Origin of the sequence: Pseudodesulfovibrio karagichevae, assembly GCF_041414475.1 — a bacterium.
GTDB lineage: Bacteria > Desulfobacterota > Desulfovibrionia > Desulfovibrionales > Desulfovibrionaceae > Pseudodesulfovibrio > Pseudodesulfovibrio karagichevae.
This window is the reverse complement of the sequence record NZ_JBGLYH010000017.1, coordinates 40,981-63,928: the sequence shown is the minus strand read 5'-3', so window position 1 is coordinate 63,928 and position 22,948 is coordinate 40,981. Positions and strand designations below refer to the sequence as shown.

General features: G+C 62.0%; 17 protein-coding genes. 5 read left to right on the top strand and 12 right to left on the bottom strand.

Annotation, left to right across the window (positions count from 1 at the left end; genetic code table 11):
• The 11 genes from AB6M95_RS08130 to prsT all read right to left on the bottom strand — a co-directional run.
• Positions 1 to 252 (bottom strand): hypothetical protein (locus tag AB6M95_RS08130; RefSeq protein ID WP_371386236.1); only part of this gene is annotated, 252 nt, incomplete at its 3' end.
• A gap of 32 nt (positions 253 to 284) precedes the next feature.
• Positions 285 to 1,682 carry a mannose-1-phosphate guanylyltransferase/mannose-6-phosphate isomerase gene (locus tag AB6M95_RS08125; RefSeq protein ID WP_371386235.1) on the bottom strand — a complete coding sequence of 466 codons (1,398 nt, stop codon included), beginning with the start codon at positions 1,680 to 1,682 and terminating at the stop codon, positions 285 to 287.
• Positions 1,683 to 1,753: 71 nt separating this feature from the next.
• Positions 1,754 to 3,115 carry a PEP-CTERM-box response regulator transcription factor gene (gene prsR / locus AB6M95_RS08120; RefSeq protein WP_371386234.1) on the bottom strand — a complete coding sequence of 454 codons (1,362 nt, stop codon included), beginning with the start codon at positions 3,113 to 3,115 and terminating at the stop codon, positions 1,754 to 1,756.
• 27 nt (positions 3,116 to 3,142) lie between these two features.
• A complete protein-coding gene (gene prsK / locus AB6M95_RS08115) occupies positions 3,143 to 5,197 on the bottom strand; it encodes an XrtA/PEP-CTERM system histidine kinase PrsK (protein ID WP_371386233.1) in 2,055 nt (684 codons plus the stop codon).
• 244 nt (positions 5,198 to 5,441) lie between these two features.
• Positions 5,442 to 6,674, bottom strand: a complete 1,233-nt coding sequence (locus AB6M95_RS08110; protein ID WP_371386232.1) for a TIGR03016 family PEP-CTERM system-associated outer membrane protein — start codon at positions 6,672 to 6,674, stop codon at positions 5,442 to 5,444.
• Positions 6,675 to 6,793: 119 nt separating this feature from the next.
• The gene (locus tag AB6M95_RS08105; protein ID WP_371386231.1) at positions 6,794 to 7,957 is read right to left on the bottom strand and encodes an XrtA/PEP-CTERM system-associated ATPase; all 1,164 of its coding nucleotides are present in this window, start codon (positions 7,955 to 7,957) and stop codon (positions 6,794 to 6,796) included.
• A gap of 20 nt (positions 7,958 to 7,977) precedes the next feature.
• Positions 7,978 to 8,847, bottom strand: coding sequence for an XrtA-associated tyrosine autokinase (locus tag AB6M95_RS08100; RefSeq protein WP_371386230.1), 870 nt, complete (start codon positions 8,845 to 8,847; stop codon positions 7,978 to 7,980).
• Between the two features lie 14 nt (positions 8,848 to 8,861).
• Positions 8,862 to 10,367, bottom strand: a complete 1,506-nt coding sequence (locus tag AB6M95_RS08095; protein ID WP_371386229.1) for an XrtA system polysaccharide chain length determinant — start codon at positions 10,365 to 10,367, stop codon at positions 8,862 to 8,864.
• Positions 10,368 to 10,377: 10 nt separating this feature from the next.
• Positions 10,378 to 11,178, bottom strand: coding sequence for a polysaccharide biosynthesis/export family protein (locus AB6M95_RS08090; protein ID WP_371386228.1), 801 nt, complete (start codon positions 11,176 to 11,178; stop codon positions 10,378 to 10,380).
• A 34-nt stretch (positions 11,179 to 11,212) separates the two neighbouring features.
• Positions 11,213 to 12,571, bottom strand: coding sequence for a TIGR03013 family XrtA/PEP-CTERM system glycosyltransferase (locus AB6M95_RS08085; protein ID WP_371386227.1), 1,359 nt, complete (start codon positions 12,569 to 12,571; stop codon positions 11,213 to 11,215).
• A gap of 29 nt (positions 12,572 to 12,600) precedes the next feature.
• Positions 12,601 to 15,261 (bottom strand): XrtA/PEP-CTERM system TPR-repeat protein PrsT, encoded by a 2,661-nt coding sequence (gene prsT, locus AB6M95_RS08080; RefSeq protein WP_371386226.1) that lies wholly within the window; start codon positions 15,259 to 15,261, stop codon positions 12,601 to 12,603.
• Positions 15,262 to 15,973: 712 nt separating this feature from the next.
• Between prsT and AB6M95_RS08075 the strand changes: the two genes are divergently transcribed.
• The 5 genes from AB6M95_RS08075 (at position 15,974) to AB6M95_RS08055 (ending at position 20,598) form a co-directional block, all read left to right on the top strand.
• Positions 15,974 to 17,104, top strand: coding sequence for an ABC transporter permease (locus tag AB6M95_RS08075; RefSeq protein ID WP_371386225.1), 1,131 nt, complete (start codon positions 15,974 to 15,976; stop codon positions 17,102 to 17,104).
• Between the two features lies 1 nt (position 17,105).
• Positions 17,106 to 17,816, top strand: a complete 711-nt coding sequence (locus AB6M95_RS08070; RefSeq protein WP_371386224.1) for an ABC transporter ATP-binding protein — start codon at positions 17,106 to 17,108, stop codon at positions 17,814 to 17,816.
• Between the two features lie 4 nt (positions 17,817 to 17,820).
• The gene (locus AB6M95_RS08065; protein WP_371386223.1) at positions 17,821 to 18,927 is read left to right on the top strand and encodes an HlyD family secretion protein; all 1,107 of its coding nucleotides are present in this window, start codon (positions 17,821 to 17,823) and stop codon (positions 18,925 to 18,927) included.
• A gap of 2 nt (positions 18,928 to 18,929) precedes the next feature.
• A complete protein-coding gene (locus tag AB6M95_RS08060) occupies positions 18,930 to 19,613 on the top strand; it encodes a CAAX prenyl protease-related protein (RefSeq protein WP_371386222.1) in 684 nt (227 codons plus the stop codon).
• Between the two features lie 169 nt (positions 19,614 to 19,782).
• Positions 19,783 to 20,598, top strand: coding sequence for a PEP-CTERM sorting domain-containing protein (locus AB6M95_RS08055; RefSeq protein WP_371386221.1), 816 nt, complete (start codon positions 19,783 to 19,785; stop codon positions 20,596 to 20,598).
• Positions 20,599 to 20,909: 311 nt separating this feature from the next.
• Here the strand turns inward: AB6M95_RS08055 and AB6M95_RS08050 are convergent, their stop codons facing one another.
• Positions 20,910 to 22,946 carry a ThiF family adenylyltransferase gene (locus AB6M95_RS08050; protein ID WP_371386220.1) on the bottom strand — a complete coding sequence of 679 codons (2,037 nt, stop codon included), beginning with the start codon at positions 22,944 to 22,946 and terminating at the stop codon, positions 20,910 to 20,912.
• Positions 22,947 to 22,948: the final 2 nt, after the last annotated feature.

Below are 22,948 nucleotides of genomic sequence, written 5' to 3'. Positions count from 1 at the left end.
CAGCGCCCGGATGGTGTCCCGGATGCCCGTAAGTGCCCGCAGCGCCTCCGCATCCCCCACCAGCCGCATATGCAGCCCGAAGGACATGAGCTCATAAAACCGCCCGGCCAGCTCCTCAAGCGGCTTGGCGGCGGCAAGGAGGTCGTCGCCGCCGTTTGCCTCGGCAAAGGACGCCTCGAGCCCGCCGAGCCAGGACACGTCCGGCACGGTCAGCCACAGCCTGTTGCTCAAAAAACTCGCGATTCCGCACATGGTGCTTTCTCTCCTTGTCGCAACGGACGGCCCTAGCGTTTGTACTTGTCTTCGAGCCGGACGATGTCGTCCTCGCCCAGGTAGCTGCCGGTCTGGACCTCGATGAGTTCCAGGGGAATCTTGCCCGGATTTTCCAGGCGGTGGATGTTGCCCAGCGGGATGTACGTGGATTCGTCCTCGCAGAGGATGGACTCGTTGTCGCCGTTGACGATCCGCGCGGTTCCCTTGACCACCACCCAGTGCTCGGCCCGGTGGAAATGCTTTTGCAGGGACAGGACCTCGCCCGGCTTGACGATGATCCGCTTGACCTGGAACCGGCCGTCGGCCGCGATGGACTCGAAGCTGCCCCAGGGGCGATAGACGATCTTGTGCGCCTCGGTCTCGGGCCGGCCCGCGTCCTTGAGGCGGCGGATGACCGACTTCATGTTGTCCAGCTTGTCGTTGGCGGCCACGAAGACCGCGTCGCTGGTCTCCACCACGGTGGTGTCACGCAGCCCCAGGGTGACCACCAGGCGGCCCGACGAGCGCACGTAGCAGTTGCCGGTGTCCTCGGCCACCACGTCGCCGAGCAGGCTGTTGCCCGCCTCGTCGCTGGGGTGCATGTCATGCAGGCTCTTCCAGGAGCCGAGGTCGCGCCAGGCCATGTCGATGGGGACCACCTCGATGCCGTCCACCTTCTCCATGACCGCGTAGTCGATGGAGTCCGACGGGCATTGCCCGAACTCCTCCTCGCCCAGGCGGATGAAGTCCAGGTCCCTGTAGCTGTTGTCCACGGCGGTCCGGCAGCTCTTGAGGATGCCGGGGGCGTGGGTGGCCAGGGCGTCCAGGTAGCTCGATGCCTTGAACAGAAAGATACCGCTGTTCCAGAGATACTCGCCCGATTTCAGGTACTCCTCGGCCACTTCGCGCTCCGGCTTCTCCACGAAGCTGTCCACGGCGAAGACGCCCTCGGACGCGGGGTGCCCCTTGCGGATGTAGCCGTACCCGGTGTGCGGATGGTCCGGGACCACGCCGAAGCAGACGAAGCGCCCCTGCGCGGCCCGCTCGTAGCCCAGGGCCACGGCGCGGGCGAAGGCCTCGCCGTCGGCGATGGAGTGGTCGGCGGGCATGACCAGCAGGACCGGATCGCCTGCGTGTTCCATGAGGGCGGCCACGGCCGCCGCCGGGGCGGTGTTGCGCCCGAAGGGTTCCAGGACCATGCGCCCGGACGTGCCGAGCTTGCGCAGCTGTTCGGCCACCAGGAACCGGTGCTCGGTGTTGCAGACCACGATGGGCTCGGCTGCCTCGGGCAGGGACATGCAGCGCGACACGGCGTCGGCGAAGAGCACGCGCCCTTCGGACACCTCGATGAACTGCTTGGGGTACAGGGTCCGGGACAGGGGCCACAGGCGGGTGCCTTCCCCGCCGCACAATATGACCGGTTGCAACATATTCAACCTCGTTCGATGTGTTTCGCCCCTTCCGCCAGGGGCTTCGTCTTGTTCTCGGTTTCCACTGCGCCTCAAGAACTCTTGAGCCCGTGCTTCTTCATCAGATCGTAGAAAGTGGGACGGCTGACGCCGATGGAGGCGGCCGCCTTGACGATGTTGCCGGAGAACTTCTCCAGCGCGTTCTCCACCATGTCGCGCTCCAGCAGGAAGCGGGCGTCCTTCAGGGAGATGTCGTTGGTCTGGAGCTTCTGGCGCAGGGGTTCGTCGCCCTTCATGCCGAGATCCTCGGGCATGATCTCCGGGCCGGTGGCCATGATCACCGCCCGCTTGACCCGGTTCTCCAGCTCGCGGATGTTGCCCGGCCACTCATACCCCTTGATGCACGCCAACGCCTCTTCGGAAAACCGCTTGGACGCGGTCCGCTGCCCCACGGAAACGGACTTGAGGAAATAGTTGGCCAGCAGTTCGATGTCGTCGCCGCGCTCCCGCAGGGGGGGCAGGTTGATGGTCATGACGCCGATGCGGTAGAACAGGTCCTCGCGGAACGTGCCCTCCTCCATGGCCTTGTGGATGTCGATGTTGGTGGCCGTGATGATGCGCACGTCCACCGGAATCTCCTTGCGCCCGCCCACGCGGGTGACGACCATCTCCTGGAGGAAGCGCAGCAGCTTGACCTGGAGGGTCATGGGCATCTCGCCGATCTCGTCCAGAAAGAGTGTGCCCTTGTCCGCGTACTCGACCTTGCCCTTGACCAGCTTGTTCGCGCCGGTGAACGCGCCCTTCTCGTGTCCGAAAAGTTCGGACTCCAGCAGATTCTCGGGGATGGCCCCGCAGTTGATCGAGACCATCTCCATGTTCGCGCGCAGGCTCTTCTCGTGCACGGCCCGGGCCACCAGCTCCTTGCCGGTGCCGGATTCGCCGCAGATCAGGACCGGCACGTCCGAGGCGGCCACGCGGTCGATCTGGTTGAAGACGACCTGCATGCGCGCGCATTCGCCCACGATGCCGCTCTCGTTGACGGTTTTCCGGCGCAGCTCCTGGTTCTCGCTCTCGATGTTCTGGAGGTACATGGCCCGGTCGACCATGACCTTGAGCTCGTCCAGATTGACCGGTTTCTTGTAGTAGTCGTAGGCCCCGAGCCGGACGGCCTGCAGGGCCGCGTCCTTTTCCTCGTTGCCGGTGATGACGATGATCTTGGCCGTGGGGTCCATGCGCAGCATCTCGCCCAGGCAACGGAGGCCCTCCCCGATGCCGTTCTCATGGGGCGGCAGCCCGAGGTCCAGGGTGACCACCGGCGGGGAGTGTTTCTTGAAGAGCCTGAGTCCCTCCTCGCCGTCGCGAGCGAAGATGAGCTCGTAGTTCGACTTGGACAGCCCCCACTTGAGCTGCCGGAGAATCTCGTCGTTGTCGTCTATGATCAGAAGCTTCTGCATTGATAGGAACCCGTTGGTTTGTCTCGTTTAGTCCACGTCGGCCGGGGCGGGCAGGGTCACGGTGAAGATCGCCCCGCCCCCTTCCGGACTCGTGGCGACGATGGAGCCTCCGTGAGCTTCCAGAATCTGCTTGCTCTGGTACAGGCCGATGCCCATACCCTTCTTCTTGGTGGTCTTGAACGGCACGAACAGCCCGCCTTCCAGGATTTCCTCGTCGATGCCCGCGCCGGAATCCGACACCCGCATGACCGGGCCGCCCTCGTCGCCCACAAAGACCTTGAACGGGGCGTTGCCGCCCGCCTCCATGGCGTTGAGGTAGAGATTGACCGCGACCTTCTTGAACTCCGACACGTCCAGGACGGCCGACACCGAGCCGCCCGTGAATTCGATCCTGGCGGACGGCAGGGCCTCGGCGGCGCTCTTGGCCACTTCCATGAGGTCCACCACCTCCAGGCTCAGGGAGCCCTTGGTCGGGATGTTGGTCAGCTGGGCGATGAGCGTGTTCATCCTGCCGACGATGTTGCTCAGGGAATCGAGCATGTCCTGCTGAAATTCCGGGTCGTTGATATACTCGCGGGCGTTCTCCTCGAGCAGGGACAGGGGATAGACCTGGTTCTTGAGGTCGTGCAGGACGAAGGCCGCCACCTTGCCGAAGGCCTCCATGTCGCGGGCCTCGGCCAGTTCGTCGCCCAGGCGCATGTTCATGAGCACGGCGGCCGCCTGCATGGCCACGGCCTCCATGAGCTCCATGTCCTCCTGGTCGTAGTTCTCCACCACGTTGATGGGAGCGCCCAGGACGATGAGCCCGACCAGCGACCGGGACGTGCGGATGGGCACGATGAACCGGCCGTAGCGCTCGGCCAGGAAGGTCTGGACCTCTTCGCCCAGGTCGACCTCCTCGCGGCGCAGGTCCAGGATGTGCCGACGGTCCTTGAGCAGGCGGATGAGCGGGGACCGGGCCGGAATGGACATCCTGGAATCGTCCATTTCGTGGAAGCAGATGGGCGCGAAATCCGTGCTGTGGCGGCCCTGCAGGAAGATGCAGCCGCCGACGATCCCGAAGGTCTCGCAGTAGACCGTGAGGATGTTCTTGTAGAGCTCGTCCCGGCTCCGGGAGTTGGTCACCCGGTCCGTGAAGCGCTTCCACTCGATGCGGTAGTCGTATTTCTCGCCGTAGAAATGCCGCTGGATGGCCAGCCGGAACTTGCGGCGCATGGATTCGGAGAGGGAGATCATCACCAGCCCGAGCACGCCGAGGAAGGCGACCATGGTGAAGGCGTAGGCGTTGAACTGGTTGCCGAAAATCTTGAGCCCCTCGCCCACCAACCCCACCAGCACCAGGAACAGCCCGCAGAACAGGACCACGAACGAGCGGTAGGTCAGGCTCTTGGAGATGGTGATCCGCTCGTCGTTGCCCCGGGTGAACGCCGAGTAGGCCATCAGGAGCACGCCCACGATCAGCCCCAGGGAACGCGTGGTGATGAACCCGGTGTCGATGGCCCGGAAGATCATGGACTGGCTGTAATAGAGCACGAACGAGGCCAGGATCGTGCCGACACCGACGATGGAGAACTTGATCTTCCACTTCACCCCGTGGGGCGCGTTGGCGATGGTCGCCTCCAGATTGAACAGGGACACGGCCATGAACAGGATGACCTGGAGGTAGAAGAAGAAGGCCACGGGCTCCAGGAAGAGCGTCTTGTCGGTATGGAAGTCCGGGGAGTAGTAGAAATCCCCGGCCGGGAAGACCAGCGCCATGACCAGGGGCACGAAGGACAGCCCCAGGAGCAGCAGTTGGGTGGTGGGCAGCTCCGAGAAGGAGAATTCCCGGCAATAGACATTGGAGAACAGGATGCAGACCGGGCAGGCCAGGGCCATGCAGTAGAGCGATATCTGGCTGAGGAGCAGGAAGTTGGCCGGGAACTCGAGCAGCAGGTAGTCGCAGACGCTCAGTCCGGCCACCAGCCAGAGCAGGGTGAGCAGGGAGACGGCCTCCCACTTGCGCCCGCTCCGGGGGAAGGCGATCAGGGGATAGACGGCCGCGAGGACAATGGCCGTGATCTGGACGGCGTCGCTCAGCATCCAATGCCTCCGACTTGCAAAAAAAAGGGCGCAGCCTCGCTCGTGGCGACGGCATTGCGTCCGTTACGTTCCGGAAAAGCAGACGGTTCGGGGGCTTCGGCCAGGGCGAGAATGCACTCGCGCCCGGCATCGGACATTTCAGGCAAACGTCTCATAGATCATTCCTCTGGACCACATCCCTGTACCGTTTTCGTCGATTCGTATCGCTCGCTACCCTCCTGCAATTACTCCGGACATCCATCCGTTAAGGCTGCCACGTAAACGTCAACCCGATGGAATCGGACCTGTAGTCGTTCCCGTCCGTCTGCTCGTCGTTCATCTTGAAGCGGTACGACAAGCTCGCGGAGGTGCTTTCCGTCAGACCATAACTCAGGCCGATCAGCGAGAATATGGTCTTTTCGCAATCCGGATTCGTATACAGGTTCATGTAGGCGCTGTAATTGAGTGAGAGTCGTTCCGTCAGGCTGTGCGTCCCCCTTATGGTCGGTCGCCAATATGTATTTCTGCTGACCGAGTCCGTTGCTTCATAATCATTATACGCAAGTATCGCAGTGATGCTTCCCCGTTCATAATCACCCCTCAAACTGATCTCATGCGAATACTTGTTCTTCGTGTCCGCCGACTCGGGGTCCTCCGAAAAGCTCATGGAGGACGAAGCCGAACCGACAATCGTCGGGCTGAATGCGTAGGTTATGCCGACGGAATACGGATTGTACTGCTTGTTCGAGGAGTCCTTGATCTTGTAATCCGTATAGGTCGGCTCCCAACTGGCTTCAATGAACGATCCCTCGGCATAGGTGTAAGTCGTGCCGATCTTCAGGCTGTACCGTTCAAAACCTCCATCCTGCCAACGGGGGTCCTGTTTCTGGAACTTTGCCCCGCCGATGAGCTCCCACCGGTCGCTCAATTCGTGATTCACGTCCGCGTAAAGATCATATACCCGCTTGTCGACACTGCCTTCCTCCGCGTACCAGATGTCCTTGACCCCGACCCCGGTTTTCAGGGAAGTCCGCTCCTGGAGCGGAATGACGAAGTACGGGTTGAAATCGAACGTGTTCTGGTCCGTGGTCCCGACAGTGGTGTCCCCTTCCTCGACCTCACCCCGGGTGGCGTTCAGATAAACCTTCCTGTACGTGTCCGAGGTGTTGATGAAAAAGAGGTCCTTGATGGCCTCCAGCTCGCCCCGGGCGCTCAGATAGTTATTCTGTTCGTCGCCCTTTGCCTGGTTCAGATATTTCTTGTTTTCAAAATCGTAGGAGAGATCGAAGAAGACTCTGGAGTGTTCGTACGTCGCGCTCAAACCCGGCTTGACAATAAACAGGGTATCCCCTTTCGGGGTATTCGTCTCCGTGACGTTGTCATTGTACTCCATGGTGGTCGAGATTCTCGGCTTGAACGTGAAGCCCTCGCCCCGGGCCACGCCCGCCATGGGAATCAGCAGGCTGAAAGCCAGGAGCAGAACGGGAACCGTCGACATGCGTACTACGAACACAACACCCTCTCAGCGGACAGACAATCCTGACCAATACAATGAAATTTCATAAGCTTTACTCGCTATTCAATTGCATTGCAAGAAGCCAGCACCGGAATATCCGCTTACTCACCTCCGAACAGCAACCTGTAGGCCCACCCCTTCTTTGCGGGCCGGGCCCCTTTTTTTTCAACTGGTTTCATGGGTTCCATCTTCTGCTGCGCCATCTTGTTCCAGTACATGGCCTTGACGGATTCCAGGCCGTCCTGGAGCAGCTTCACCTTTTTCTCCACCGTATCCAGCCGGTCCATCAGGACGCCCACGGCGTTCTGGTCCACCTGGTGCGATGCGCGCTCCAGCATGTCGAGGCGGTTGCCCAGGTCGTTGATGGTCTTGAGCACCTGGGACGCCCGTTTGGGCAGCTTCCTCGCCTTGTGCATGCCGGTCGCCGTGGCGGGCTTCTCCTCGCTCTGCCAGTACTGCCTCTCGAAATCGAGTTCATCGGCGATGGCCGCGACGTCCTCCCTGGCGATCTCCCGTTTCTCGCTGGCGAAGGCGTCGAGCAGGAGGTAGTCGCACAGGATGTTGATCAGCCGGGGCACCCCGCGGCTCAGTTCATGGATCAGGTCCAGGGCGCCGGGCTCGAAGACCACGGCCTCTCTGTTCCCCGCACTTTCCATGCGGTAATAGATGTATTCGGACACCTCTTCCCGATCCAGGGGCTTGAGGTGGCATCCGATCTGAATGCGCTGACGGAGTTGCAGCAGTTCCGGGCTGTTGAGTGTGTCCCGCAGTTCCGGCTGGCCCACCAGGACGATCTGAAGCAGCTTGCCGCCGTCGGTCTCCAGGTTGGAGAGCATGCGGATTTCCTCCAGCAGGTCCGTGGACAGGTTCTGGGCCTCGTCGATGATCAGCACGGCCCGTTTTCCCGTCGCGTACTGATCAATGAGGAATTCGTTCAGATCCCGAAGCAGCGCGGCCTTGGACCGCCCGTCGGTCTCCAGGCCGAAGTCGTCGTTGATCATGGTCAGCAGCTGCTGGGAATCCGCCTTGGTATTGAAGATCTTGGCCAGGGTCACGTTGTCGAGATGGCGCTTGATGAGCTCGCGGATGAGCGTGGTCTTGCCCGCGCCCACTTCGCCGCTCAGGAGGATGAACCCGACGCGCTCCTCGATGCCGTACCGGAGGTACGAGAGGGCCTTCCCGTGGGACCGGCTCATGAAGAGCATGTCCGGGTTCGGCAGCAGGTCGAAGGGTTTTGACCTGAAGTTGAAGAATTCCTCGTACATGGCGTCGCCTCAATACCTAGTTAGGCATTGTAAGAATACTTGTAGCTGTAGTGCGCGTATCCGCTGTAACCTGCGGCCGAATGTCCGCGGGACGCCTGGGTGAACACGGCTCCGGCCACGTTGGCCCCGCTCAGGGCCTCCAGGGTCTCGTTCAGCTCGTACTTGGACAGCCGCTGCTCCCTGACGACCAGAACCACCATGTCGGCCAGCCGCGCCAGGATGCGGGTCTCGGCAAAGGGCAGGACCGGCGGCGTGTCGATGATCAGGAAGCGGTCGGAATACCGTTCCTTCATCTCGCGCAGGACCGTGGCCATGCGCTGGGAGGCCAGGAGCTCGCCGGGGTTGGCCATGGGCGTTCCGGCAGGAAGGAAGGAAAGCTTGCCGATGCCGGTCCGGATGATCGCGCTGCTGACGTCCGTACCCTCCAGCAGGCAGTCCGAAAGCCCGTAGGCCTGGTCCATGCACAGAAGTTCATGGCAGGAGGGTTTGCGCAGGTCGGCGTCCACCAGGAGCACGGTGTGGTCGAATTCCTGGGCCAGGCTGATGGCCAGGTTGGTGGAGGTCACGCTCTTGCCCTCGCCCACGGTGCCGCTGGTGATGACGATGGTGTTCTGAAATCCCTTTTTCTTGGTCAGCCGGACGAGATTCTGCTTCAGCTTGCGGAACTCCTCGGCCGCCGGGGACACGATGTCGTTGAGGGAGACCAGCATGTGCTGCCCGGCCACCCGGTCGAGCACCTCCTGGGGAATCTCCTTCCTGGGAGCGAGGCCCAGATCGTGCGCCGACGCGCCGCCGCCCACGGGGCCCGATTGATTCGCGCGTCCCGACTTCTCTTCCTCCCGGCCGCGCAATTTGGATGCTTTTTTCAATGCTTCTTCTATTCTGCTCATATTCATATCTCCTGTCAGCCGACCATGCCGGCGACCTTGGCTATCACTTTGTCCACCAGACCGAGGTGGAGGAATTCCATCACCAAAAACGACAGGGAAATCAGCAGGCCGACGAACCCCACGGCATAGATCCACCGGTCCCGGGTGCGCTGCTTGGCCAGCTGCGCCTCGTCCCTGACCTTGGGGATCACCGCCAGCACGGGCACGCCGTACTCCTTGAGGTCGTCCAGGGTCTTGATGCTGGGATTGATCATGTCCAGAAGGACGATGACGCCCACGCCCAGGCCGATTCCGCCGATGATCCCCAGCAGGATGATGAGCGGCCTGTTCGGCTTGGAAGGGATGGAAGGCACCACCGCGGGATCAAGAACCCTGAAGGACATGGACTTGTCCTGGAGCTCCATTTCCTTGGAGACCTCGGATTGCCCATAGCGGGAAACGAGCTTCTCGTAGATGATCGTCTCGTTGGCGCGCTTGCGTTCGAGTTCCGTGAGTTCGCTGCGCATGGCCGGAATCTGGCGGAGGATATCCCTGTTCTTCTTGATCTCCTCTTCCAAATTCTGCGCCGTATTCTCGAGCGAGGCCAACTCCACCTTGATGGACTGGTACTCGGAGGTCCGGTACACGGCCTCCAACTCGGATTTGCCTTGGGCGCTGATCTGCCGCTTCGTTTCGGCGATAGCGTTCTCCATTTGCCTGACCCGGGGGTGGTTTCCCGTATACCGGCCCTTCATGGCTTCCAGGGCCTTCTGCTGGGAATCCAGCTGCTGCCTGAGGGGCGTGTTGCTGAGCAGAAGACTCCTTGAGGTCTTCAGCGCGTTGATGCGGATGCGAAGCTGTTCCAGGGCGGTGGTCGCATCGTTGATTTCCGAGCGGACGGCCCCTTCGTCCGCGAACAGGACCTGCCCGGATTCGGCCTTGAACTTGTCGATTTCTTTTTCCGCCGCGTCGATGCGCTTCTTGAAGACCTCGATCTGCTCGGCCAGGAACTGGGTCGCTTCGAAGGATTCCTTGCGCTTGGTGGAGGTGTTCTCCTCGATGTAGATGCGCGTGAGGGTGTTGACCACGTCCCTGGCCCTGACCGGGCTCGGGTCCTCATAGGAGATCATGAACACGCCTTTCTTCTCGTCCAGGCGTATCTGGATACGTTTCTGCAGCCCTTCGATCATGGCGTCGAGATCGCGATCCGAGGTAATGTGGACATCCATGTCCAGGGCCTTGATGATGTTGAGGACCATGGTCCTGGAGAGCATGGTCACCTTGATCGCCTTGATCTTCATGTCCATGGACGGCGTGATGGCGATGCCCTTGACCAGGTCGCTGATGACGTTCTGCTCGATGAAGACGATGGACTCCGCCTTGTACTTCTTGGGCATGACGTAGGCGACGACGATGGACACGAACATGACGACGAGGGCAATGGAGATCAGCAGGCCTTTGCGCTTGAGCACGAGGTGCACATAGCGCATGAGGTCAAAGCCGTTCTCGTTGGGAAGGGCGCCGGGAAGCGGATTGGGCATCTTTTATGTCCTAGAAGAAGCTTTCTTTCGCGATGATGTAGTCGCCGGCCTGGAGCTGGACGTTCTGCTTCAGATCGCCCTTCTTGAGGAGGTCCTTGGTGCGCACCGGGATGCGCTCCTTCTTGTCACCGACCGTGCGGACGATGACGACTTCGTCCTCGTTGGCGTACTTGCTGAACTCTCCGGCCTGGAGCAGCGCATCCAACACCGTGAGCCCGTCCTGGTAGAGGATGGCCTTGGGCTGGTTCACCGCGCCGACCACGTATACGTTCTGGTCGTACTTGACCGGCATGAAAATGGTGTCGCCCGGTTCGAGCCGGATGTCCTTGTCGAACTCACCCTTGTAGAAGAGTCCCACGAAATCCGACATCACCTTCTTCCCGTCACGATAGACGTAGGCCTTGCTCAAGTCGGCGCGGGCAAGGGAACCGAGGGAGGCGAGCACACGCAGGAGCGTGGTGCGCTGCGGCATGTCGAACACCCGGGGTTCCACGCCGCCGCCGACCACGAAGACCCGGCTGTTGACGCTCTTGACCAGGGAAATATTGAGGATCGGGTCCTTGATCAGGTTCGAAATACGCGCCTGCAACTGTTTCTTGAGCTGGGGCAGGGTAAAGCCCGCAGCCTCAATGTCGTCGACCCCCGGCATGGATATCTTGCCGTCGGGCCGGACGGTGACGGTAGAATTCAGTTCGTCCTCCCCCCAGACGTGCACGGTGAGCACGTCACCCTCGCCGATGACGTAGTCGTCGGCCAGACAGAGGGCCGGCGCCAGGAACACCAGCGCCACCACCAAGACACATGTTTTCAAGATACCGCCTGAAATCTGCATGCCACCCTCCTCTTTAGCGTCCCAACTTCATGGCCATGACGGATACGGTATCGATCATAATCCGGAAGTCGAAGAACAACGAATAATTCTTAATGTAGTACAGGTCGTAGCGCAGCTTTTCAATAGCATCCTCGACCGAGGCCCCATAGGGGTAGCGGACCTGGGCCCAGCCCGTGATGCCGGGCTTCACGAAGTGGCGCTCGGAATAGTACGGGATGACCTTCTTCAGATCCTTGACGAACTCGGGGCGCTCGGGGCGCGGGCCCACCAGGCTCATGTCGCCGATCAGGACGTTGAAGAGCTGCGGAATCTCGTCGATGCGGGACTTGCGCAGGAAGGCGCCCAGCTTGGTGATGCGGTTGTCGTTCTGCTTCGCCCACACGGCGCCGGATTCCTTCTCGGCGTCCTGGCGCATGGAGCGGAACTTGTAGATGACGAAGTTCTCGTCGGCCTTGCCCACGCGTACCTGCCTGAAGAGCACCGGGCCCGGGGAGTCCAGCTTGATGGCCAGGGCGACCAGGGGCAGCAGCGGCGAAACCAGGATGATGCCGACAAGGGACAGGACGATGTCGCCGATGCGCTTGAAGAAGCGGCGCAACCCCATGATCTTGAAGCCCTTGGAGAAGATGAACCAGCTCGGGGTGATGTTCTCGAGCATGAGCTTCCGGTTGACGCGCTCGTAGAACTCGGGGGCGTCCATCACCTCCATCCCGCTCAGCTTGCAGTTCAGGATCTCCTGCAGGGGGAAGGCGCCGCGGCGCTCGGTCAGGGAAATGACCACCTTGTTGGCCTTGACCTTCTTGGCCCGGTCGAGGATCTCACGGGTGGGGTTGTCCACCTGGGCCTCGGGATCGGCCCACTGGCCCGGCACGCATTCGATGAAGTCGCGGAACTGGTAACGGCCGCCGGAGGCCAGGGCCAGACCCTTCATCTCCTCGGCCAGCTTGCCGTTGCCCACAATGACCACGCGGTTCACCAGGCCGGGAATCTTCTGCCAGTTCCGGGAAAGGACGATCCAGCTCGACTGGAACAGGCCGAAGAGGCACAGGACCAGGAGGACCATCTCTTCCAGGCGCATGAACAGGCCGGTCTGCCAGTAGACCAGGAAGGCCACGTTGGTCGCCAGAATCAGGCTGATGAACAGGCTGGGATAACCGTCGGTCTTGTCGCCCTTGGTGGCATACAGGGTCATGTGGACGATGCAGGACGAGACCAGGACCACGGCGACCAGCGCCGCCAGGTCGTAGTAACGTCCCCGGAAGACCGACAGGACCTCGCTGAAGTCGTTGAAGAACAGCAGCGAGCCGAAGACCAGAGCCAACGCCAGGGACAGAAAGTCCTTGAATACTCTGAGTGATGCTATTGCTACCATAATTGTCTCTCCCTCTTGACCATGCGCACTTACTGGGCGTTGATGGTCTTAAGCAGGTTGCGGGCCTCCGTGCTCTTTTCGCACTGGGGGCAGTCCGCCACGGCCTTGAGTTCGGCCGCGGCCTGCTCCATCTTGCCCGCCTTGTAATATGCGTAACCGAGGTGATACTTTATGTTCGAATCATCGGCCTGCGCCGACGCCGCCTTCTCCAAGATGGAAACGGCGGGGTCCGCCTTGTCGTTCACGGCCAGGGTGTAGCCGAAGGTGTCCATGACCGCGGGGCTCCACGGCGCCTGCAGGTAGGCCTTGTAGGCCAGCCGCAGGGCCTCGGGGGCCGTCTTGGCATCCTCGACATAGATCATGGCCAGGTTATTCAGGGCCGGGATGTACCTGTCGTTCAGTTCCAGCGCCTTGGTGTAGCTGGAGACGGCCTTGCCCTTGCGGCCGGTCGTCAGGTAGACGTCGCCCTGCATGGCGTGGGCCTGGAAGGACTTCTCGTCGCTCTTGATGACCGAGTCGAAATAGGTCAGGGCCTTGGGATAATCGCCCAGGCTGGAATAATAGCGGCCGAGCTGCAGCAGCAGGGCCGGATGGGGGCCGCACTTGGCCACGCCTTCCTCCAGGGCCTTGCCCCAGGCGTCGGTCCGGCCGGCGCTCATGTTGACGTCGGCCAGGATCAGATACCCGCCCGGGACCTTGGGGTTGAAATCGCACATCTGGCGGGCCGCGGCCACGGCCTTGTCATATTCCTTCATCAGCACGTAGGTCCGGGTGCGCAGGCTGAGCCCCGCCTCGCGGTTGAGCTTCTCGATCTCGTTGCTCATGTCCAGGACTTCGTCGTACCGCTTCAGGGCGTACAGGATGTCGGCCTTCTGCTGGATGAGCTGGATGTGGTTGGCATACCGGCCCAAGCCCTCGTTCACGACGGCCAGGGCGCCTTCGTTGTCCCCGGCCTTCCGGCGGCTGCCCGCATAGGCCATGTAGGCGGTGGGATCGTCGGACTTCAGCGCTTCCTTATAGGTCGCGGCGGCCTCGTCCCCCTTGCCCATGGTGTCCAGGATCAACGCCTTGGCCAACAGGGCCTTGAGGTATCCTTCGTTGTGGGAAAGAAGGGCATCGTATTCGGCCAGGGCGCCGTCGGCATTCTTTTCCGACAGGTCCATGGACGCGAGCATCATGTACGGGGCGGGATTCTTCGCATCCAGGGACTGGGCCTTGCCCAGATATTCCCGCGCCTTTTGGGGATCCTTGCCCAGGAGGGACATCCGGGCGAGGGCGACATACAGCGGCACGTCGTCCCTGGTGCCCTTGAGGCCTTCCTCCAGGACCGACCGCGCAAGGTCATTGTCCCCGTTGCGCAGGTAGAAGCTGGACAACACGAGCCGGGGGCGGACGCTGTCCGGAGCGGCGTTTATGGCGCCCTTGAGGGCCTCCTCGGTCTCGCCCATATCCCCCTGCTCATAGTACAGCGCGCCCATCTTGATGAAGGCGTTTGCTAAATTCGGGTTCTTCGCCGTGATCTCCTTCAATTCGCTCAGCGCCTTGCCCGGATCGCCCTTGGCGGTATAGGCGTCGCCGAGAATGACACGGGCCAGGACGTTGTTGGAATCGACCGCGATGATCTTCTCCGCCTCGGTGATGGATTCGTTGAAGCGCCTCTGCTGGAAGAGGATAAGGCTGATCATCTCGCGGGCCTTGAGGAACCGGTCGGACCGGTCGGCGGCGATGCGCAGCTGGGAAATGGCCGTCTCCAGATCGCCCATGCCATAGTAGCTCATGCCGAGGTAGAAATACCCCTCCACGTCGGGACGGAGGGCGACGGCCTCCTGAAAGGCGTTGACGGCCGCCCGGTAGTCCTTCTTGGCGTAGTCGATCATACCGGTGAGCATCTTGCCGAAAGGCGCCTTCGGGGCGCCTTCCTGGAGCTCCTTGGCCAGGGCCGAGGCCCTGTCGTAGTCGCCCTCGGCGAGGAGGGTCTTGGCGTACAGGTATTTCCCATAGGCGTCGGTAGGGTGGGCCTTGACCAGGGTTTCCAAGGTGTTGCGGTACGTTTCCTGATCGCCTTCCATGCTCGCGATTCTGGCCTTGAAATACAGCCCCTCACTGTTGGCCGGGGAGGCGGTGAGCAGATTGTCGACGAGGGTCTTCGCCTGTTCCGGCTTATCCTGGGCAAGGTACAACTGGGCCAGGGCCAGTTCGGCCTCTTCCATGTTGGGGTCCAGGGTCAGGGCCTTCTCGAACATGTCCTTGGCTTCGGCGAAATTGCCCAGCCCCCAGTTGGCACGGCCGAGCAGACTGTACCCCTCGGCGGACTTGGGCTCCTTCTTCGTATAGGAGGCCAGGGCTTCGGCGGCCCCGGCAAAGTCCTGGCGATACAGCTTCAGACGGCCCGTCTCAAGGAGCAGGGCGGTATCGTAGGGGTTCTGGCGGGCGTACTTCTCGAAATTCTTTTCAGCCTGGTCCAGCTTTCCCGTTCTCAGGTAGGCCTTTCCCAACGCAAAGCGCGCATCCATCTTTTCCGGAGACTGCTCCAGCAACGTCTTGAAGATGACGATGGCCCCCTGGTAGTTCTTCTCCTGCATGTACCGCTGGCCTTCGGCCATGAGGTCGGCCTCGGAGTTCTGACCGCACGCGGGGAGCAGGGCTATCAGGCAAAGAAGGAAAAATATGGATGCAACTCGAGCTTTCACAACAGCCTCCAGAGAGATGTCAATTGTCGTTCGCGGCCAGCTATTCGGCCGCAGGGATCACCTCCATTGCTATAATTGTGCCAAGCCGGCAATAGAATAATAACAGTCTAAAATAACAGAATTTATAAAGCCAGATGGCATTCTCTGAGAGTGTTTTCAGCCTCTGTTTGTCCGGGAAATCCGGACACCGCACCCGGATGATCAACCGCCGGATTTCCCCCTCCGAAACGGCGCGGTCCGCACCCGTCCGGACGATTCCGCAAACAGTCGACAAGAACAGCGACGGACACCCGCGTCCCCATTTTTTACTTTTCCACAGGTTGCCCCTCGCCGGAGCTCTTTTTCGCAGGAAATGCCGCAATCGCTCCACGTATCGCCCCTGTCCCTGACAAGGCTCCGAACAGCCCGTTCGGAGGCCATTATTTCCAGAATTTCACTCAATTTTTTCTAGATATAATAAAACTAAATCGAATAATGCTTGTCCATTGCAAACGTTAATAACATCATTGATTCCGACATATCCGGATTTTCCGGACAGGGATCGCGCTGCCTCCTGCGGACGGGCCCGGAGGAATGTTGAGAAGGCGTGAAAGATTCGCATCAAAGCCATGTCGGTCAGCCGATGGCATCAACCGTAACTTCTTTGCAAAGCTGAGGAAGACAAAGGGCCGGGAACTTGATACGGATAGAGCTATAATCGGATAGAGCGGCCATGATATACCGAATAGCACGACAGAATCTCTTCCATGACAGGGTACGCCTGTGCGTCACCCTGACCGGCATCGTCTTCGCGGTGGTCCTGATCACCGTTGAGATCGGGCTCTTTCTCGGCTTCACCCACACCATATCGGCGGTCATCGATAATTCCGGAGCCGACGTGTGGGTCACGTCCCGGGGGGTCAAGAACTTCGACATCGCCCTGCCCCTGAAGGAGCGCAAGTATTACGAGGTCCTTTCCCTGCCCCAGGTCGAGGAGGTATCCAGGTTCATCATCCGGTTCGCGGACTGGAAAAAACCGGACGGCCTGCAGGAGTCCATCGAAATCATCGGCTACGAGACCGACAAGGACATGGGCGGCCCCTGGAACTTCGTGCGCGGCTCGGGCAAGATGCTCGACCTTCGGGACGGGATCGTCATCGACCAGCTGTACATGGACAAGCTCGGGGTTTCCAAGCTGGGCGACGAGGTGGAGATCAACAAGAGAAAGGCGCGGGTGACGGCCCTGACCCAGGGAATCCGGTCCTTCACCACCTCTCCCTACGTCTTCGCCTCCCTCGATGTCGCCCGGCGCCACACCTTTCTGGAACCGGGCGAATTCACCTACCTGCTGGTCAGGGGCAAGGCGGGAGTGACGCCGGAGCGGCTGAAGGCGGCCATCGCCCGGAGAGTGGACTACGTGGACGTGTACACCACGCCGGAATTCAGCGACAAGACCCAGCAATACTGGATGTTCAACACCGGGGCCGGAACCGGGCTGCTCATCGCGGCCTTCCTCGGCCTGGTGGTCGGCATGGTCATCGTGGCCCAGACCCTGTACGCCACCACCCTGGACCACATCGCCGAGTTCGCCACCCTCAAGGCCATGGGCGCGCCCAACTCCTACATCTACTCCATCATCATCGTCCAGGCGGCCATCTCCGCCCTGCTCGGCTACTCGCTGGGCATCCTGGCGGCCAGCATCATCTCGGACATGAGCGCCTTTTCGGCCATGGTCATCGTCCTGCCCTGGGGGCTGAAGCTGGCCATGCTCGGCCTGACGCTGGCCATGTGCATCGTCTCCGCCGTCATCTCCATCCGCAAGGTCATGCGCCTCGATCCCGCGCTGGTCTTCAAGGGCAGGTAGCATGCCGAGTTCCCGGACCGTCATACGCATAAACGGCGTCTCCAAGCATTTCGGCACAGGAGACAACCTGACCTACGCCCTGAGGGACATCACCCTGTCGGTCGACCGGGGCGAGGTGCTGATGCTCATGGGCCCCTCGGGCAGCGGCAAGACCACCCTGCTGTCCATCATGGGCTGCATCCTCCAGCCCGATGCGGGAACCCTGTCCATCGCCGGGCGCGAGACCACCGGACTAAGCGCCCGCAAGCTCGGGGCGCTGCGCCTCGAACACCTGGGTTTCATCTTCCAGGAGTACAATCTCTTTCCGACCCTGTCGGTGGTGGACAACATCATGGTCGCCCTGCACCTGCGGGGGATCAGGGGGGCCGAGGCCCAGAAGCGCGCCATGACCGCCCTGGAGTCCGTGGGGCTCGAGGCCAAGGCCGACTCCATGCCAGAGACCATGAGCGGCGGACAGAAGCAGCGGCTGGCCATCGCCCGCGCCCTGGCCGGGAGGCCGAGCATCATCCTGGCGGACGAGCCCACGGCCGCACTGGATTCCGCCAACGGAAAAATGATAGTGGAACTCATGACCGGACTGGCCCATGAGCGGGACCACTGCGTGGTCATGGTCACCCATGACCCGAGGACCATAGGCTATGCGGACCGGATGCTGACCATCGAGGACGGCGCCCTGGCCGCGACCACAACCACGCCAACCACCGGCGGATAGTAGCATGAAAACCGTTATCGTCATCATCGTCCTCATCCTGGGGGCGGCCCTCTTCGTCCACTGGCGGTCCCCGCAGTGGCTCGACGACTACCTGCCCGCCACCGACCGGCAGACCGAGCCCTTCGGGCAGATGCCCGAACTCGACAAGCAGTCGCCCTGGGTGGCCGGGTTCGGCCGGGTGGAGCCCGTCTCCCAGAAGCGCCGCCTGGCCTTCGAGATCAGCGGCCTGCTGGAAAAGGTCCTGGTGGAGGAAGGCGACACGGTCAAGCAGGGCCAGGTGGTGGCCCTGCTCAGGGACAACGAATACGCGGCCGGGCTCGATGCCGCCCGGGCCGACGCCCAGGCCCTCAAGGCCCAATACGAAAAGCTCATGGCCGGCGCGCGCCAGGAGGAGAAGACCGAAACCCTGTCCGTGGTCCAGCGGACCAAGTCCGTCATGGAAAACGCCCACGTGGAAATGAAACGGCGCAAGGAGCTCCTCGCCAAGGACCTCATCGCCAAGGAGGAGGTGGACCGGGCCGTGACCGAGTATCTGGTGGCCGAGAAGGAGTATGAGGAGGCCCGCCAGCGCTACCTGGTGATGAAGAATTTCTCGCGCAAGGAAGACATCGCCACGGCCTGGGCGCAATACGAGGCGGCCGTGCAGCGCACCGTGGAGGCGCAGTCCCAGCTCGAAAAGACCCGGCTCAGGAGCCCGGTCACTGGCAAGGTCCTGCGCGTGCACCGCCAGCCCGGGGAAAACGTGTCCATCTTCTTCGAGTGCCCGGTGCTGACCGTGGCCGATATCAGCCACTACCAGATCCGGGCGGAGATCAACGAAAAGTACGCCGCCCTCCTCGAACCGGGCCAGGAGGCGTACTTCACCTCCGAGGCCTTCGGCAGCCTCCGCTTCACGGGCAGAGTGGAGCGGGTCGGGCACATGACCGGCCCCAAGACCGTAACCCTCGACCGGCCCCAGGAAAAGGCCGACACCAAGGTCCTCGAGACCATCATCGGCCTGGAAAACCAGGACGGGCTGGTCACCGGGCTGACCGGAGACGTCTTCATCCTCACCAGCGCGAACTCCGGCCAGGTCCGAACCCCGGTCGGGACCAGCGCGTCGGACCAGTAATCATGAAACCGAACACCCACGACCTGCTGGCGCGAGTCGCCCCCTTCGCCCTGTACATGGCCTTCGTGGCGGTGCTGGAAATACCGGCCCTGGTCTCGGGTGAGCCGCTGTCCCCGTCCTTCGTCCTCGCCCTGTACCCGGTCAAGGCGGCCCTGGTCGCTGCGGCGCTCCTGACATTCAGGAAATTTTATACCGACCTGGACTGGGGCTCGCTGCGCAGGCCCGCTCCGACCACACTCAGCGTCTGCGGCGGCATCGCGGTTTTCGTCCTGTGGATCAACCTGGACCTCCCCTGGGCCGTCCAGGGCGAGCTGACCTCGTACGATCCCACCCAGGCCGCGCCGGGTTGGGCTCTGGCGCTCATCATCGCGCGCGTGGCGGGCGCGGTCCTTGTCGTCCCGGTCATGGAGGAGCTGTTCTGGCGCTCCTTCCTGGTCCGGTACCTGATCGACCGGGACTTCATGGCGGTCCGGGCCGGAACCTTCACCCTGTTCACCTTTACGGCCACCGCCGTGCTGTTCGGCCTGGAGCACCAGCTCTACCTCGCCGGGATCCTGGCGGGCCTGGCCTACAACGCCATCTACATGAAGACGGGAAGCCTGGCCCAGTGCGTCCTCAGTCACGCCGTGACCAACGGACTGCTGGCCGCATACGTGCTGGCCACCCAGTACTGGCGGTTCTGGTAGGCCGAAAAACTGTAAAAACCGCCCGGAAAAGCTGTCGGAAGCCTTAACACATTCGCCCCCTTGGCCAGCTGTACCAATGAGAAAAACAACGATTTCAGCATTCTATATTTTGGCACGCCAACTGCATAAGTCATGACAACTTTGAACCTAATACCAAAAGGGGCTCGCTATGAAGAAGTTGTTTATGTATTTCGCACTGGCTCTGACCGTGCTCGCCATGCCCGTCATGGCCCAGGCTACTGACATCTATGGCTGGACGCTGGACCTCTCCGCCTACGGCGGCAACACCTTCACCAACATAGACCAGCTGAGCGTCTACGGATATGGTGACATCGATCAGAGCTACGGCGGCGACGGCGTGCTCAATTCCGGTGATCCCTTCAGCGTTTCCTCCATGCTCTACAACGTCGCCTACACCGACGGCAACGGCGTTTACCACAACAATCCTGATTGGGGCGGCGGGAAGGAACTCTTCTTCGCTTCCGACAATCTGGCCGGCATCGTCACCAACGTGACCGCCACCAACTTCGACTACGTGTACCAGAGCGGCGACGTGACCCTGTACTTCGGCGACAGCAACAACCTCGCCGGTTCCACAGCCCTCGCCACCATGTCCTTGTCCTGGGGCCTGGGCAATTCCACCAACGTGAACCTGGGCGGTGCCGCCCTGTCCGGCCCGACCGACATGGGCATTCAGTTCCTGACTGCGGTTCTCGCCAACGGCCTGATCTCGTTCGACACGACTGACTACCCGGAACTGGCCGCCGCCTACCCCTGGCTGTCCACGTTCTTCACCTTTGACCTCAGCAACAACCTGAACACCAACGTCGTTCCTCTGGTCATCAACGATGAAGGTTTCACAGCTCGGGTCACCACCGGCGGCGACATCACCCTGGTTGCCACTCCGGAACCGTCCACCTTCCTGATCCTCGGCTTCGGCCTGCTCGGCCTGGTCGGCTTCCGCAGGAAGTTCAAGAAGGCGTAACTCAGGTATTCAAATCCCCGATACGGTATCAAGCGGGTGTGGCGAAAGCCGCACCCGCTTCATACTTCTGGACGACCGGAAGGCCGCCCTCCCCGCCGTCCCACCCGCCGCTCCACCCGCCATTCTTGCGGGTGTTCCTGTTTCCGACAGCCACCTTCCCGCGGACACGTTTGCGGACACACTAAAAGAGGACACCGCTCTCCTCTCGATGCCCGGCCGTGCCCACTACCTCGGCCTGCCGAGCTGCGGCACTAAAAATAACAGCCGAGGCGAAACACCTCGGCTGTCAAAAGAGACGTCGGAAGGACCGGCTAGAAGAGGAAGGACTCCACGGGCCGACGGTAGGTGCCGAAGTGGATGGGCTTGCCGAAGCCCGCCCGGAAGAGCATGACCGGCCCCTGGGCCCAGGCCCTGGGGAACAGTTCGGCCATACCGGCCCACACGGTGGCGAGCATTTCCCGATGCCGGGCGGAAAAGGCCTCGGGGCCTTCCATGAGCCAGCGCAGGCGGAAGAGCGTCACTGCGGTCATGGGCTGCATGCGCAGGTTGTAGTGCGCCAGGGTCAGCCAGACGCGCTGCAGAGCGCGGCCGCCCTGAAGGAAGTCCGTGATGCCGGTGCCGGGCACGGCCAGGAGCGCGGCCCCGCCGCTGTGGCGGATGCCGTTGGCGGCGACGCCCGCCCCGACCTTGCTCGCCCCGAACAGATTGGCCACGCGCATGACCTTCCAGGACTTGGTCGCCTTGAGGAACAGCTCGCCCCCCAGGCCCGCCTCCAGGTTCTTGAGCGGCAGGCCGTCGCGGGTTTCTGCGGCCGCCTTGGGCGTGAACCGGATCATCTTGACCAGGTGCTCGTGCAGATCCCGGCGTTCCATGCGGATACGGTCGGCAATGAAAATGGTGTCGGCCAGTTTCTTCAGCCTCTCCGGGGTGTTGATCCAATCGAGGTTGCCGCCCGCCTCCGAAGTCACCGTTCCGAGCCGGTTGAATATCCCGGCAGGGATCTGCCGCTTGCGATACGGCTTGCGGTTGGTGTGCCGACGCCAGATGGCGTCCACCAGCATGTCCTCGCGGGGATTCTCCGCCCTCTCGAGCCCGATGGCGGCCGCGAGATCGGGCCGGTCCGGGGCCGGGCCGAGGGTGACCGTCGGGGTGAGCCCGCAGGCCTTGGCCGCAATGGCGATGTTCTCCACGGCCGCGCCCGAGGCGATGGCCGTGGCCAGGTTGCCCACATTGAAAAAGGAATTGTCGGCCGCGAGGTCCATACGCACTTCCACGACATGGTCCTCGGCGTGGAAACGCCACGGCTGGACGTTATCCCCGGACGGCGCCTGGACGGCCGCCTTCAGCAGGTAGTCGTGGACCTGCCGCAGGCTCTCGCCCTCGGCGGGCGGCTTGGGCGCGGCCATGGGCTCGCAGCCCACGCGCTTGGCGCGCTTGAGCATGACGTTCTCGAAGAGCCAGGCCTTGAGCCGCTGGACGCGGGACTTGTTGCCCCTGCGCAGCCTGCCCCGGCAGAGCTTCCGGAGGTACGGGTCGATCTGGACGTAATAGGGAGCGGGCCGAACGCCCTTGCGCCCGAGCAGCAGGCGGACGGCCTCGGTTGCGGCCAGGGCCGAGCACATCTGGCAGCCGATGATCGTGGACGGACCCTTGCCCAGGTCGAAATCGACCACCGAGGAATCCAGGTACCGGGCATGGGTGGCCTTGGGGGCGAGCCCCATGGCGAAGTGGAGATATTTCCGGGTCTCCTCCATGCCGTCCGTGATGTCGAAATATTCGTCAAAGGACATGCCGTTCGGCGTGAAGACCAGCAGGGCCGAGCTGAAACCCAGCGGCCCGGCGGTGATGACCGGTATGCCCAGCTCCCGGGCGCGGTTGAAGAGCATGCGCCGGACATCGAAGACAAAGAAATCCAGACCGTCCACCACCACGTCCACGTCCTTGAGGAACGCGTCCAGGTTGTCCGCGTTCAGCCCTTCCGGGAACGTGGTGACCTCGGTGTAGGGATTGACCGAGAGCGCTTCCCCGGCCATGACGTCGAGCTTGGACTTGCCGAAATGCTGGACCCGCGCCCCGAACTGGCGGTTCATGTTGGCGGGCTCGAAGGAGTCCATGTCCGACAGGTGGAACTTGCCCACGCCCAGGCGGGCCAGGGTGACGACATGGACGCCGCCGACGCCGCCGAGCCCGGGGATGGCCACCCGGGCGTTGATGAGCCGGTCCATGTCCGCGGCGTCAAGGAACCCGATGGTCCGGGAAAACGCCTCTTCGTTGTAGGCGTAGATGTCCTTGAGCCCCCACTGCTCGGCAATGGCCCTGAGCGCGGCGGCCTGGTCCGTGTCGGCCATGG